Here is a 15,220-nt window from a genome sequence, read left to right on the forward strand (position 1 = left end):
CATTTTTATATTAAAAAGTATAGCATAAGCCAGTGGTCGAATTCAGGCGGTCACCCGCAATCCAAAAGAAGTCCCCAACCGCAAACACAGCTGGGGACATGATTATTTTACCCTACGTAAGTCAGTTTTTCACCTTTTTTAAATACTTCATCAATCGTACCGCCGCCAAGGCACACTTCACCATCATAGAAGACGACTGCTTGTCCAGGTGTGATCGCACGGACTGGCTCGTCAAAGATGACTTCGACATCACCATCGTCCAAGACCTTCACCTTAACACCGCTATCGTCTTGACGGTACCTGAACTTTGCCGTGCATGTAAATTCATCGGCAGGCGCATGTTCCGCTACCCAGCTGACATTCACTGCACGAAGGGAATTGGAATACAGCACATCATTATCAAAGCCTTGACACACATACAGTACATTGCGCTTCAAGTCTTTTCCCGCAACAAACCAAGGATCGCCGCTGCCGCCAATTCCCAGACCGTGACGCTGACCGATCGTGTAATACATCAAACCGTCATGCTTGCCCATAACCTTGCCATCCATCGTGACCATATCACCGGGCTGAGCTGGGAGGTAATTGCTTAAAAACTCTTTGAAATTGCGTTCACCGATAAAACAGATCCCTGTAGAATCTTTTTTCGTTGCCGTGGCAAGACCCGCTTCTTTCGCAATTTCACGGACTTCCTTCTTATCAATATGTCCAAGCGGAAACATGACTTTTTCCAACTGTTCTTGAGTAAGCTGGTTCAAGAAGTACGTTTGATCTTTATTATTATCGACACCGCGCAGCATTTTGTATTCGCCATCCCGGTATTCAACCTGTGCGTAATGACCTGTAGCCACATAGTCGGCACCAAGGCTTACCGCATGTTCAAGAAAAGCCTTGAACTTGATTTCCTTATTGCACATTACATCCGGATTCGGGGTACGGCCCGCTTTATACTCATCCAGGAAATAAGTGAAAACTTTATCCCAATACTGCTTTTCAAAATTGACCGCATAATAAGGGATGCCGATTTGATTACAAACGGCAATTACATCATTGTAATCTTCCGTTGCCGTACAGACTCCGTTTTCATCTGTATCATCCCAGTTCTTCATGAAAATCCCGACCACATCATAGCCTTGATTCTTCAATAGCAGGGCTGACACAGAAGAATCCACGCCTCCTGACATACCCACGACGACGCGGGTGTCCTGTGGTGCTTTTCTCATTCTGTCACCTCATTTATTTAAAGTAAGAATTATCTTCTCACTAATCTATTAACGATTTTAACGGTGGTTTCAGCCGCCTGCCTTACTTCCTCTTCCGTGTTGTTCAAACCGAAGCTGAAACGAATCGAATTCTTCGTCCGCTCCGAATCTTTCCCGAACATCGCCACAAGCACATGCGACGGATCGATTGACCCGGCAGTACAAGCGGACCCGCTCGATACAGCAACACCTGCCAAGTCCATATTTACGAGCATCGATTCCACATTCGTACCCGGAAAACTGACATTCAGCAAATGCGGCAGCGACTGTTCCATGGATCCGTTAATTTCATATTGTACATCCGCCTCATCAAAGACGGCAAGCAATACGTCTTTGAATCGCTTGTATTGCTCCTTTTTCTTTTCCATCGTGCTCTGTGCAATTAAAACAGCTTCTGAAAAACCGGCAATTGCCGGCACACTCTCCGTACCAGCACGGCGCTTGCGTTCTTGTTCCCCGCCATATAAATGCGGATTCAGCTTCAATCCTTCACGAATATAAAGAAAGCCGATTCCCTTGGGACCGTTGATTTTATGCGCGGATACACTCAGCAAATCCACACCCAACTCATGAACGTCGATTGAGATCAAACCATATGCCTGAACCGCATCCGTATGGAAAATGGCTGGATGACCCTTGAGCACCTGCCCTATTTCAGCAATCGGCTGGATCGTACCCACCTCATTATTGCCGAACATGACCGAAACCAAAATCGTGTCATCCCTCAATGCCGCCTTTAAATCGGCAATTGAAATAAGCCCCGCTTCATTCACAGGTAAATATGTGACCTCAAAGCCAGACTTCTCTAGGTATTGGCAAGTATGCAAGACCGCATGATGCTCAATCTCCGTCGTAATGATGTGCTTCCCTTGTTCTTTATAAGCATTCGCAACACCAATGATCGCCGTATTATCAGCCTCGGTTCCGCCGCTCGTGAAAATGATTTCATTCCGCCCGGCACCGATGCTCGCTGCAATACTCGAACGCGCCTCATCCAAAACATGCCGCGCCTCCCGTCCGAAAGCATGAATGCTCGACGGATTTCCGAAATCATTGCTCATGACCCTCATCATCGTATCGATCACATTCGGATGCATCGGTGAAGTCGCAGCATGATCTAAATATATTCTGTCCACTTTTTTGTCGCCTCCATTAAAAAACGCAAGCGCCTACATAAGAGGCGCATTGCTGATCAATTAAATATAGTACATATAAGAATCGATTTCACCCGTATCCTTGTAGCTCGCCAAATCCATAAGCGTCGTATTATCCAATACATCCTTCACGGCATCGCGAATCCTGATCCAAAGCTGACGCTTCACCGGCTCTTCATCCTCGATTCCCTCAACAGGCGTAATCGGCCCTTCCAATACACGAATGACATCACCCGAAGTAATCTCCTGAGGATCTTTAGACAGGACATACCCGCCATAAGCACCGCGGACACTCTTCACCAACCCCGCATTACGAAGCGGCGCAATCAACTGCTCCAAATAATGCTCCGACAGATTATGCGTCTGGGCAATCGACTTCAAACTCTTCGGGCCTTCTCCATAATGTTTAGCAAGCTCGATCATGATCGTCAAACCATAACGGCCTTTAGTAGATATCTTCATACATATACACCTCAAATTATTTATCCGTTTCTAAATTCTTTTGAAATTATAGCATATTCCCGCCGGAAATGCATTCACCCGCCCTTCCTTTGTCAAATTATCCTAATTGGAGAGGTAGGAAAAGTGAAAATAAAGAAAACCGTTCGAGGGGCATGATCGAATTATTCGCTCGTGAGGCTAGCTCGATTGATAACCCTACAGCACACATTAAATTCCCAAAGAGACTGCCATAATAGGAAATCACCCTCTTTTTATAGCATAATCAGCGCATTTCCCCCATCAGTTGTGATACCTTATATAAAAAGGAGAGGTGCGCAATGAATATTAAACCGCTTGCTTTCCGGATGCGGCCTCGATCGATTGATGAGATCATCGGGCAGGAGCATCTGGTCGGTGAAGGAAAAATTATCGCAAGGATGGTGAAAGCCAAGCAGCTTTCTTCCATGATCCTGTATGGTCCCCCGGGAATTGGCAAGACATCTATAGCAAGTGCGATTGCCGGAAGCACGAAGTTTGCGTTCCGGACGCTGAACGCAGTGACCAATAATAAAAAGGATATGGAAATCGTGGCAGCCGAAGCTAAAATGTCCGGTAAAGTGATTCTGCTGCTTGATGAGGTTCATCGACTCGATAAGGCGAAGCAGGATTTCCTATTGCCTTATCTTGAAAACGGGATGATCACCCTGATCGGTGCAACGACCAGCAATCCCTATCATGCCATCAACCCGGCCATCAGAAGCCGGTGCCAGATTTTCGAACTCAAATCATTGGTAACCGATGATATAACCAAAGCGCTGGAACGGGCACTTCATGATGAAGAGCGGGGACTTGGTGCGTATAAAACCGAGGTCAGCTATGATGCCCTTACCCATTTCGCGACTGCTTCGAACGGGGATGTCCGCAGTGCCCTTAACGCACTTGAGCTCGCCGTCATTTCCACAGAACCCGATGAGTCCGGATCCATTCATATAGATCTGCAAATTGCCGAGGAATGCATGCAGAAAAAAAGCTTCTCGCATGACAAGGATGGAGATGCCCATTATGATGTTCTGTCGGCTTTCCAAAAATCCATTCGCGGCAGTGATGTGAATGCAGCCCTTCATTATTTGGGTCGCTTAGTCGAAGCCGGCGACCTTGTAAGCATCGCCCGCCGCTTGGTAGTCATCGCTTACGAAGACATAGCTCTGGCCAATCCCCAGGCTGGCCCCAGGGCCCTCGCTGCCGTCGAAGCCGCTGAACGACTCGGTTTCCCTGAAGCTCGGATCCCACTTGCCAACTCAGTGATCGAATTATGCCTATCACCTAAATCGAACACGGCCATTGTCGCAATCGATGCAGCCCTATCAGACATTCGGAGCGGCCATAGCGGCGATGTACCAGATCATCTTAAGGATGCCCATTACAAAGGGGCCAGCGAACTCGGCCGCGGCATCGACTACCTTTATCCGCATGACTACGAGAATGGCTGGGTGAAGCAGCAATACTTACCGGACAAACTGCGCAGCAAAAAATATTACAAACCGAAAAAGAGCGGGAAATTTGAACAAGCCCTTGCCTCGGTCTATGAAAATATCGAGAAAAAGAAATAACTCCGGATCACTTCAAATCCGGAGTTTTTTTATTGAACTTGCAACATGCTTTCAATATATTGAAAAAACCACCAGTAAACCAATTGTGTTCCAGGCAATATGTACAATAGTCAGCCAAACACTCCGGCTAGGTCCTTTCTTAAGAAACCACTTAGGCTAAATTCCCTTTGAATTCCCTTGCTTGGCCAATTTTCCCCGCAAAAAAAAACAGGCTTCTCGTATCTACTAAATGGATTACAATCCTAGCGTCAATTAAGAGTCTAGCGGCATGTCCCTTTACAAAAGAAGGCACAACAACTCTTTGGTTGCTGCACCTGTATGGTCACTCTTCGTCTTTATAGATCCCCTTCGATGCTTTAATCATATTATCCAGCCACATTTTCTTAAATATATTCACACGACGAGGACTGCCATTCTCCTCACCCTCGGCTGAATTTTCAGTTTCTTCTTCTTCTGCTTCTTCTGCAGCCTCGGAAAGGATTTCATTTGAATTGCCTTCATCTGATGAGCTTTCCGTTGAGCTGCTTTCATCTGATGAACTCTCCGTTGAGCTGCTTTCATCTGATGAACTTTCCGTTGAATCACTTTCGTACGATGAGCTTTCCGTTGAATCGCTTTCGTACGATGAGCTTTCCGTTGAATCACTCTCGTACGATGAGCTTTCCGTTGAATCGCTTTCGTACGAGGAACTTTCCGTTGAATCGCTTTCGTACGATGAGCTTTCAGTTGTATATTCCATTTATTCTTTAACCTCCAAAATTTATTTATCCTTTAGGGATATCCGTACTGCATATATATGTTCCTACTTTCTAATAGGGACTTTGCTTATCACCCATTTTAAATAAATCATCATTCTAAATTAACTAGTTGTTAAATCTGATTAGCTTTCCGTTGAACTACTTTCATCTTCTGATAAGCTTTCCGTTGAATCATCCTCGTCCGATGAGCTTTCCGTTGAATCGCCCTCGTCCGATGAGCTTTCCGTTGAATCGCTCTCGTACGATGAGCTTTCCGCTGAATCACTTTCGTATGATGAACTTTCCGTTGAATTACTTTCTTCGTATGATGAACTTTCAGTTAAATATTCCATTGTGCTTAGCCTCCAAGATTTATTTATTCTTTAAGGATATCCGTATTGCATATATATGCACCTTCTTTCTTGGAGGGACTTTGCTTATCACCCATTTTGAAGTAAAACTTCATACACCTAGATATATTTGGATAATCCATTTCACCTGATCAAATTCATTAGAGTCATAGTTTTTCTCCTTGCAAACAAAAAAATAACCTCGGACTCTTTTCCGAAGCTACTTTATTATTTTTACTAATTAGTGCTAGCTCTGTCTCGGAAGACATCAGTCGTTTAATGGCTGAACCATTCTCAGACTTGTACGTTATGGTCCAGGAGTCGATTGGACGGAGCTTGCTGTCATATATCAAATTTGAAAGGCAAATAGTTATCAGCACGGCAACGACAATACTTATGAAATAGACTTGCAGCCTCTAAATATATGAATCTAAAAAAGAAATAAACACTAGGCCAAATTGCACAACTAATAACCAAAGAAGTGTAGATTTTCCAATCAGCCACCCCTTTATCTAACTTCCCAACCCCTTCAAGATTGTTCAGTTATTAGCACCAAAATATGCCAAAGGTATTATAAAATAGCAAAATATACTATTCTTTTACTATGAAATTAAATATAATAGATGAAGTGGTTACAAAAAGAGGAAGGAAGTAAACTATGAGACATGAAAAAAAGAAGAAAAAGAAACGGACATGGCTGAAGGTAGTCGGGATAATTGTCCTACTTTTTATACTAGCTGGGGGAGCCTTTGCCTACTCCGTATGGAATTCACTGACAAAAACCGTTGACACGATGCATACACCAATAGACCGTACCACGGATAAACGAACGAAAGACCTTGCACTGTCAGATCAGGAGCCATTCTCGATGCTCATGCTTGGTGTCGATGAACGTGATGGCGACAAAGGCCGTTCAGATACTATGATCGTCTTGACAGTCAATCCACAAAAGAAATCGGTCAAAATGCTAAGCATTCCGCGTGATACACGGACCGAGATCGTCGGTCATGGGACACAGGATAAAATCAACCATGCATTTGCCTTCGGGGGCGCGAAAATGTCCATGGATACCGTTGAAAACTTCCTGGATATCCCAATCGACTATTATATGAAGATCAATATGGAAGGCTTTAAGGATATCGTTGACGCAGTCGGCGGTGTAACCGTTCAAAACGATTTGGACTTCACTTATGAAGGCGTCCATTTTGCAAAGGGAAGCATTAATCTTAATGGAGAAGATGCGCTTAAATATTCACGAATGAGATATGATGATCCGAATGGTGATTATGGCCGTCAATCCAGACAACGTTCCATCATTGAGGCTGTCATTAAGGAAGGCGCTAGCCTTTCATCCCTGACGAAATACGATGATGTATTCGATGCATTAAGTAAAAATATCCAGACGAATTTGACGTTTGATGACATGATGGACATCCAAAAGAACTACAGGGACGCAAGCAAAAGCATAACTCAAGCAACCATTCCAGGAAATGGAACGAAAATCGACGGAGTCTACTATAATATCGTGTCGGATGAAGAAAAAGAAAAGGTTCAATCCGAATTAAAAGAACAATTATCCATCAAATAAGAAAAAATGAAAAGAGCTGTACGGACCCGCATCCTGACAGCTTTTTCATTTTGCCCGTCCAATAATCTGACAAAAAACGAACACCAATTGTAGAGATTTGTTGGAATTTTTGTTGTTTATTAGGCATGAAAAGACGGTATAATCTAATATGAGCTGACAATTATATCTTCCCCTTGCCCCTTTCATCACTTGACACTATTATTCTTTGGACCCGGAATTCCATCAACCATCATTCACCAACTATAATAAATGATCCTAAACAAAAGGAGTGGATTTAAATGAAAATCAAAGCAGGCAGCTGGGCTATGCTAAGCAAACAGGACAAAATGTTTATTCTGAAAGCCATCAGTGACCGTTCAAGAATGAAATATGTTTCATGAGAAGTAGATCTTTTCGGCATTATATGAGAGCATTGCCTCTCCCTTTTCAATAAAACGAACTTGAGCCTGAAAAAGGAGAGGAACCTATTTAAACTGGTAACCCATACAAACACCATTCGCCTTTTTCTTTGACGACATAGCAATTTTGTTCCAAAGTAAACACCCCATAGCGAGATTTGAAGACCTGTGTAGCTCTGGTATTTCATAGGCCGGTTAATGCTGCCTCCCAACCTAATCCAGACACTAGTTTTTCACTTTCTTAAATAACGATCTACATTATCATACTGAAACATCTGCACAGCCATATGCTGTAAAAATACATGCTCCCGATATTGCACATAATCTGCACGATTCGGAAACCGCTGCTTTATTTCAGAACTTATCAATTCCCAGTACTTCCCGAACTCCGCTTCACTTTCATACTGATAGAAATCTTCAACCACGCTTTTTGAGGCACTCCTATAGCTAAAACCATAAGAATAGCCGTCAATACTCCTATTGGAATCTAATTTTGTTTCCTCCCCCTCATCACCCTCTTATGTATCATTAATCTATTTAATGGAAAACCATAAAAAAGAAGCATGTTGTGAAACATGCTCCTTAAGTATATGTATCAATAATGATTTCTTAGATTCATTGACGCATCCTCCATCGATAAAAGAAAAGAAGGTGACCATTGCCCATGACACGAGCAAAATGTTCAATATGTATATCTACGATCATATACTATCAGGTTGTTCAATGATCCCGCTTAGTTTCTCCTTAATCTCTTCCACAAGTTCATTTACAGTAACATCTTGTCCAGACTCACCCTTGGCAAAAGTGTCTTTTAAAATATCAAAAAAATCCATTCGAAATTTCCACTCCAATATTTAATTGAGCCACCATTTCATACTGTTGTCCTAATCCTTTTTTCAAAAATAAGGAATATAGCTCATTTATTTGATAATCACATATATAGTAGGGATTGGCAAGCGGATTCTACTATATTATAAGAAAAGTAACTAAAGTTTAACATTCCTTTAATATTCAAGGGAAGGAATACTACTTGTCAATATGTATAGATAAAAAACAAAAAAGGACCGATTCTTCAGTCCTTTCGATACCCATATTATGATTGTCCCATAAAATATGTCATTAATGAAATCAAAACTAATGTAATGGTAATATAAGTGCCAATAAAAATTTTCTTACTTCTCTGTTTCTTTTCATAAACTTCCTCGAACGTAATGAATTTGTTTTTTGTCATCAAATAGTCTCCTTATATTTTGATGGCAGCTATCTGACATCGCCTTTTACGAAGTCCCTTTGCTTGATCTCTATAATTTAGTATCGGCACATAACCAAAAACTTTTAGGTATTATTAACTATTTTTATAATGAGCTGAATTTTTAAAATTAACATCTGTTTCTAACTATATAGTCAAATCATACAAAGTACATTATTTAAAATATTCCATGATACCAAAAAATCTTTATTCCTAGGTATTCATTCTATAATGCAAAGCAATCATTCCTACCTGTTGCATAGAACTGTTCTTAATCCATATCCATATCCATTTACCGATTAGTAAATAAAAAGGATAGAAATTCACCTTTTGCCAAAAATGATATCAACGAGAGGAAGAAATAAATGGATTCAGAAATGAGGGGAAATGCGGAGTATTTGGAGTATTTAATCACCTGATTTAAGATGATGTTGAGGTTGCAGTTTCCAAATCAAGTCCCTGCCGATTGGTTTTTCTCAACTATCAGGAACTCCATATAAAATGTGAATTATGAAAATCCTAATGCTGGGCGTTCATTTATGAAGTTTACGTAAAAATTGAGCGACTTAGCTGTTCGACTGATATTAAGGACTGTGCAAGAATTTGAAAGAAAAAAGGGTAGTGTTAGTCGATAATTGTTATGGGCATAACTATTTACCAACAAACACGAACAAGCTATGGGACAGGTTATTGGGGCAAATTCATTAGCTTTTTTAGTACCAAAGGGTTATTAGAGGTAGTAGATGTGGATATTGGAGAAACTAGCAGCCGCTGTCTAGCCTGTTTTAGTGGTGCTTACCCAACTAAAATTTGAAGTGATTAAGCTAAATTAGGATAAAAATGGCAGGCACCCCACAAAAACAATTATCTTTGTGTGATGCCTGCCATTTTCTTAATATTAAACCTTGGATTTTGTCAATGTTTTCTCTCTCATTCTTACTCTCTACAAATGGATGGGCTACACTTATTTAGGCAACTTTTTTTAAGGTCTTCAAGTAAATCGGTATTTAAGAGATTCGTGTTACCAGGAGCGAATTTTTGCCGCCGACTTCCTTAAGATATGAAGGTCACCCAACCTTCCCCTTGGTCTTAAGATCCGGTTACTAATGTCTTCACTACTGTTCGGGACCTGCAGGCAACACTATGAATAAAAGAGTCTGCCTAATGTAACTCTTCTCCTTTAAATGACCCACTTCCACCTTATTTTAAATCAAAGTCGATTTTATCCGTATTTGCTGTAACAATTTTTTTCTCACTATTTTTCACATATACTCTCACCATATATTCACCTGGTTCTTTTACGGTATATGATAAGTGATTAGTTGATTTATAGGGGATTTTCTCTAGTATTTCACCATCCTTAAAAATATAAAAAGAATATTGCAGATTTTCTCCTATTGCTTCACTTTTAACTTCAAGTGTTTTAGCATTAATTTGCTCTAAAGTGACTCCTTTAATCCTTGGTGGTTTTTCCTTAGACTCACTACTTGATACTGTTTTTGAATCTTCGTTTGTTGTTTCTTTGGATGTATCCTTCCCACAACCAGCTACCACTAGTGATAACATTACCAATAACATAATTAGACTTCTTTTCATAGATTTTTCCCTCCTGAAATTCAAACAAACAGCGGCTAAAGATTCCTACTTAAAAACCACCTATGTACAATCACTGTTATAATTACTCACTCTGCGGCCTTTTTTTTACCCTCTTTTCTCCATAGTAACTCTTATGTATTTTGATTTATCCCCTAATTTTCCACTGCTAAAATTATAACAAAAAAAGTTAAAAAATGATAAGAAAGGGGTTCATATTAACAAAAATATAACCTAAGTATTTTTATGCATTGAATAAAAACATATATCCTTTTTCATTTTCAGCATATTACATGTCATCTTAGGGTATAAGAGCAATTAATCCCATGGTACTAAGTCTTTTACGCCCAGACTATTTGTTGTCTATACGTTTTGTCCACACTCTGCTATATTAATACAGAAGTAAAACAAGTGAAAATAGTATAATAGCTTAATATGAATTTCATTTATACTCCTCTAAGCTATAACTGGAATTAAACAAAGGAGAAACGTTATGCTGAAATACCGAAAAAAAATATGGCCTTATATTGCTATTTTATTACTAATGGCTGTAGCTGTTTGGAGTCTTTATACAAAACAAAATGTAAAAACACCTGAAATTGGTAATAGAAATAATAAGGAAGTTGTTAAAACGCCTGAAGAATTTGGTGCGAATGGATTTGATAATATACCAGATACTCAATCATTACAAAAAGCTATTGATAATAGCTCCTCTATAAAATTGAAAGATGGTGCGACCTATATCATTGATAAACCTTTAATAAGCAATCATTCTATTACAATCTCTACAGAGAAAGGGGCTAAAAAATCGGCAATTATTTTGCAAAAGAATAATCAAAGTGCCCTTATTTTTAATAATAAACGAATTAATTCTACCTATGTCACGGAGAATGTTTCTAAGAAACAATCTTATGTAGTAGTGAAAAGTACAAATGATATGGAACCAGGAGATTTATTTCATTTGAAATCAAAAAAGCTTTGGTATTGGGATAACCGAAGTGTATTACATAAAGGAGAACTCCACAAGATTACTAAAATTGAAGGAAATAAAGTTTACTTAGATCGTCCTGCTCATGACAATTATAATATTCATGAGGGTGAGACAGTTAAAGCTGCTACCTTCAAAAGCCATTATTTGAGGCTACATAATATCACCTTCAAACATCCCAATCCTTCTAATACAGTCATGGTAAAGGTTAACTATGCCAGTGATACTAAAATTGATAATGTTTCAATATTGAATTCAAAAGAAACCGGTATCTTTCTTAACAAAACCTATGGGACTAGCATAAGCAATGTCCGAGTAGAATTAGGAACTACAAAGGAGATATCAACTGGTTATGGTATACAGGATTACGGAGGTACGGGAACCCTAATTACGAAAAGTACGTTTAAAAAAGTCCGACGGGGAGTGGATTTTTCAGGTGATATTCCTTCGCGCTATGGCATAGTAAAAAATTCTAGAGCATATGGGTCGGGTAAAGGTACACTTGCATTGGGCAATAGTGGATTCGGTACACATTCGACTGCTGAGTACATCACCTTCGAAAAAAACTATATAGAGAATTTTGATCAAGCTTTTGTGGCAAGAGGAAATTATATTACAATTAAACAGAATACACTTCAGGGAATTAGCTCAAGGTTTGTATTTGCTTCTTATGGAGATAATTTAAAACTTCTAAATAATGTATATAAGAGTAAGAACGGAAATCAGTTGGAAAGTTTTATTTTGCTCCGCGTCAGTTACCTGGGTTCAATAATTGCCACAGAAAATATAGCAGCTGACCAAAATGGTCTATTTTTAAAAGGAAATATCAATCAACTAAGTGACATAAAATTAGAAGCAAATAAAATAAAATCACAATAGCTCTTCTTAGAGAAGAAATATTTACTAATTCACCCTTAATGGGTAAAAATATCTTGCAAGGAAGGGAATTTAAAAGTGTCTATTATCTTTAAAAGTGTTAATGTAAGACTGGAAAACTATTACCAAATCAAATTAACTTGTAATGCGCAAGGAGAAGACTTGGAATTTGCCTACTATGTATACAAAAATGATGAGGTCATAGAGAAGTTTCCCTATGATGGTAACTCATCTTTTCTATATAACTTATCTGAAGAAGGCAGCTATAGAGTAAGAACTTATATTAGAGACAAAAGCGGGAATAAAATAGCAAAGACAAGTAAAACCATTGATTTTATAGGGTTTGATCAAACAAGTATCCAAGAGGAACCTTTACAGGTAGTAATATATGGAGTTTCTAAAAACAGTATATTTATTAAATCCATTTTAGAGAAACGATACAAGGTTCTTTGTTTTGTGGACGACGATGTAAATAAATTTGGTGATGAATTTTTTGGATTAAAAGTTAGTAATCTAGTTTCTATAAAAGATCTAGGAGATGTAAATGTTATAATTAGCAATCCCTATTCAGCTCAACTTGAAAAAAGTTTAATGAGTCACGGGATAAATAACTATGAATTTTTCAATTTTAGTTTAGCTCCTAATAATTTAGTTATCAAAACGATGTATGATCAGTCCGCAATTGAATTGTATAGAATATCGAGGTTCTGTTATCAAAACGGTTTGAAGGATGAAGCCGAATTCATCCAAAGCTTTATCCAATTCAAGTTTAATTCATTTATCCCCTACACTGCAGAGATTGCAGAGGGGACAAGATTTGGTTATGGGGCTGTAGGGATGATTATTCACAAGAAAGCAAAGATAGGGAAAAACTGTGTTATTTCTCAGAATGTAACAATTGGCTCCAAAGGGCCCCTCCCTATTATAGGAGATAATGTATATATAGCCCCTGGATCAAAATGTATAGGAGGGCAAATAGGTAACAATGTAGTGATCGGTGCAAACTCAGTAGTGACTAAAGAGATTCCTGATAACTGTGTCGTTGCAGGTGTACCAGCGAAAATTGTTAGTACCGATATGGAGAAATACCAAAATTACTTTAGAAAAAAATAAAATGGAAACAACTATAAATGGTCCATGCAGGCGATGCTTACTTAAATTGCTGCCATGAACCTCAAGAAACCGGCAAACTGGAATGTAAGAAACGATGTCCAGCGTAATAATAAGTGATCATCATCTATTTAAGAAAAACCCAGGCCCCAATCTAAGGATTGGAGCCTGGGTTTTCTACGGTCTTATCCCTTATTCCTTTGGAGGAATAAAAGATTTCTGCAATAATCAATGCTTAGTCATGTTTTGCAAAAGATAGTGTTCTATCCTTAATGTTTATTGTTACGTAATAATTTTGGATTGAGATATAGTAAAGACTTTTATCATCTGATTTGACTTCCGCCCTACTTTGGATATCTTCTAGCAATTGCTCGTCTAGTACTATATCGTGAATGGTTATGGCCTCTGATACATTATCCTCATTAAAAAGAATAGAGATGTGATCTGTATCATAAAATAGAATTTTATTCCCGAATTCATCAAACCCTCTATTAGTAAGGCCCCTTAATTTATCACCAATTTCTCCATAATCAAGGTCTAATTGTGCAAGAAAATATTCATAAGAATTTGCTACAGCTAAAGGAAAGAGCGTTTTTAAATCCTCTGTTGTTAACTCAACGGTTATATCTTTGCTGTTGTCAACTAATTCAACGTTTTTAACGCTCGTATATCCTATCGAATCATTCACCTTTATTTTATAAACATCATTGGCTTTTTCTTCTACAAAAAGAGTTGTTGTAAACGGAACCTCTAATGCTTTATTTGTTAAAGCTTGATCACTGTAAATAACGGCTGTCCGCTCCTTAACTATACCCTTACTGTCAACTTTCTTAATGTTTACCTGTTCTTTCTTTATTGCTTGCTTTTCTGCAAAAAGGTCCGGTATTTTGCCAAGAATGGAAGCACTGGACGTTTCGTTAAACATAAACAACGCGCTGAGGAACATACCCATTAATAAAAAGCCAATTTGAAATAAAAACAAGAACGGATATTGTTTCTTCTTTCTTGCTTTGTCGGTCCTTTTAATTTGCTGTGCTTCAGACAAATTTGAGGTGCCTTGGTTTTCGAATGATTGTGCTTGATGCATCTCCACTTTATATTGCTTTTTTTCTTCTTCACTCAAAGCATTAAACCATTTAATAAAGGCTTGGTAATTTTCCAGGACCGTCTTCGTCTCTCCAAATTCTTTAAGTTGACCAAAGTGCAGCCATAAAACTTTATCGGAAATAGAGCTTATTTGGGATAAAGAGTGACTAATAAAGAAGATGGTTTTTCCAGAAGCCTTAAATTCATCGAACTTCTGTAAGCACTTTTGATAAAAGGTTTGATCGCCTACAGACAAAGCTTCATCTACAACTAAAATATCAGGATTTGTATGCGCAGAGATAGCAAATCCCAATCTTGATTTCATACCGCTAGAATAGTTTTTAACAGGTTGATGAATAAACTTTCCAATATCTGCAAATTCTATGATTTTTGGAGTAATCTCCTTAATTTCATTTTTAGTAAAACCTTGCATTAAACATTTCAGTTTGATATTTTCCATTCCTGTTAAATGATTATTTAGGCCAACAGAAATGGCAATGAGAGAAGTTTCCCCGTCGATTTTTATGGTACCTGACGTTGGTGGAACTACTTGAGCTAAGAGGTTAGAAAGAGTAGATTTACCGGATCCATTCACCCCGACTATCCCAATGGTTTCTCCTTTAAATACTTCAAAAGAAATATTGTTTAACGCATAAAAATCTTCATTTTTCTTATTGGAAAAAAAAATTTCCCTGAGCTTATCCGATTTTTTCTTATATAATGAATACTTTTTCGTAACATTCTTAAATTGAACTTTTAGCGTCATAACTTAAACTCC

At 38.7% G+C, this 15,220-nt stretch carries 14 protein-coding genes; 4 read left to right on the plus strand and 10 right to left on the minus strand.

The genetic code is table 11. From position 1 onward, the window contains the following. Positions 1-107 precede the first annotated feature (107 nt). The 3 genes from mnmA to cymR are packed head-to-tail and all read right to left on the minus strand — an operon-like array spanning position 108 to position 2,878. Positions 108-1,223: a tRNA 2-thiouridine(34) synthase MnmA gene (gene mnmA / locus MHB45_RS15320; RefSeq protein WP_340907956.1), complete on the minus strand. Its 1,116-nt coding sequence runs from the start codon at positions 1,221-1,223 to the stop codon at positions 108-110. 29 nt (positions 1,224-1,252) lie between these two features. After that, a complete protein-coding gene (locus MHB45_RS15325) occupies positions 1,253-2,398 on the minus strand; it encodes a cysteine desulfurase family protein (RefSeq protein WP_340907958.1) in 1,146 nt (381 codons plus the stop codon). A 60-nt stretch (positions 2,399-2,458) separates the two neighbouring features. Continuing rightward, positions 2,459-2,878 carry a cysteine metabolism transcriptional regulator CymR gene (cymR, locus tag MHB45_RS15330; protein ID WP_034308657.1) on the minus strand — a complete coding sequence of 140 codons (420 nt, stop codon included), beginning with the start codon at positions 2,876-2,878 and terminating at the stop codon, positions 2,459-2,461. 317 nt (positions 2,879-3,195) lie between these two features. Between cymR and MHB45_RS15335 the strand changes: the two genes are divergently transcribed. Next, positions 3,196-4,467, plus strand: coding sequence for a replication-associated recombination protein A (locus tag MHB45_RS15335; RefSeq protein WP_340907959.1), 1,272 nt, complete (start codon positions 3,196-3,198; stop codon positions 4,465-4,467). A gap of 322 nt (positions 4,468-4,789) precedes the next feature. Here MHB45_RS15335 and MHB45_RS15340 read toward each other — a convergent pair whose 3' ends face one another. Continuing rightward, positions 4,790-5,206: a hypothetical protein gene (locus tag MHB45_RS15340; protein ID WP_340907960.1), complete on the minus strand. Its 417-nt coding sequence runs from the start codon at positions 5,204-5,206 to the stop codon at positions 4,790-4,792. 141 nt (positions 5,207-5,347) lie between these two features. Then, positions 5,348-5,557: a hypothetical protein gene (locus MHB45_RS15345; RefSeq protein WP_340907962.1), complete on the minus strand. Its 210-nt coding sequence runs from the start codon at positions 5,555-5,557 to the stop codon at positions 5,348-5,350. A gap of 655 nt (positions 5,558-6,212) precedes the next feature. Here MHB45_RS15345 and tagU point away from each other — a divergent pair. Further along, positions 6,213-7,142: a polyisoprenyl-teichoic acid--peptidoglycan teichoic acid transferase TagU gene (gene tagU / locus MHB45_RS15355; protein ID WP_048681289.1), complete on the plus strand. Its 930-nt coding sequence runs from the start codon at positions 6,213-6,215 to the stop codon at positions 7,140-7,142. A 631-nt stretch (positions 7,143-7,773) separates the two neighbouring features. On the opposite strand, the gene MHB45_RS15360 is transcribed toward tagU, so the two are convergent. From MHB45_RS15360 to MHB45_RS15375, 4 genes are all read right to left on the minus strand, one after another. Then, positions 7,774-7,965, minus strand: coding sequence for a hypothetical protein (locus tag MHB45_RS15360; RefSeq protein ID WP_340907963.1), 192 nt, complete (start codon positions 7,963-7,965; stop codon positions 7,774-7,776). A 276-nt stretch (positions 7,966-8,241) separates the two neighbouring features. Beyond that, positions 8,242-8,373 carry a hypothetical protein gene (locus MHB45_RS15365; RefSeq protein ID WP_255294649.1) on the minus strand — a complete coding sequence of 44 codons (132 nt, stop codon included), beginning with the start codon at positions 8,371-8,373 and terminating at the stop codon, positions 8,242-8,244. 260 nt (positions 8,374-8,633) lie between these two features. Continuing rightward, complete coding sequence (locus tag MHB45_RS15370) at positions 8,634-8,771, minus strand: hypothetical protein (protein WP_153246104.1); 138 nt, start codon at positions 8,769-8,771, stop codon at positions 8,634-8,636. 1,218 nt (positions 8,772-9,989) lie between these two features. Further along, positions 9,990-10,385 carry a triple tyrosine motif-containing protein gene (locus MHB45_RS15375; RefSeq protein ID WP_063594221.1) on the minus strand — a complete coding sequence of 132 codons (396 nt, stop codon included), beginning with the start codon at positions 10,383-10,385 and terminating at the stop codon, positions 9,990-9,992. 490 nt (positions 10,386-10,875) lie between these two features. On the opposite strand from MHB45_RS15375, the gene MHB45_RS15380 reads away from it, so the two are divergent. Next, the gene (locus tag MHB45_RS15380) at positions 10,876-12,249 is read left to right on the plus strand and encodes a right-handed parallel beta-helix repeat-containing protein (protein ID WP_340907964.1); all 1,374 of its coding nucleotides are present in this window, start codon (positions 10,876-10,878) and stop codon (positions 12,247-12,249) included. 75 nt (positions 12,250-12,324) lie between these two features. Further along, entirely contained in the window at positions 12,325-13,359 is a 1,035-nt protein-coding gene (locus MHB45_RS15385; RefSeq protein WP_340907965.1) for a serine acetyltransferase, read from the plus strand. A 232-nt stretch (positions 13,360-13,591) separates the two neighbouring features. Here MHB45_RS15385 and tagH read toward each other — a convergent pair whose 3' ends face one another. Further along, complete coding sequence (gene tagH / locus MHB45_RS15390) at positions 13,592-15,208, minus strand: teichoic acids export ABC transporter ATP-binding subunit TagH (RefSeq protein WP_340907967.1); 1,617 nt, start codon at positions 15,206-15,208, stop codon at positions 13,592-13,594. Positions 15,209-15,220 lie beyond the last annotated feature (12 nt).

It is taken from the genome of Peribacillus sp. FSL K6-5616, assembly GCF_038008245.1.
In the GTDB taxonomy this organism is placed as follows: Bacteria; Bacillota; Bacilli; order Bacillales; family DSM-1321; genus Peribacillus; species Peribacillus frigoritolerans.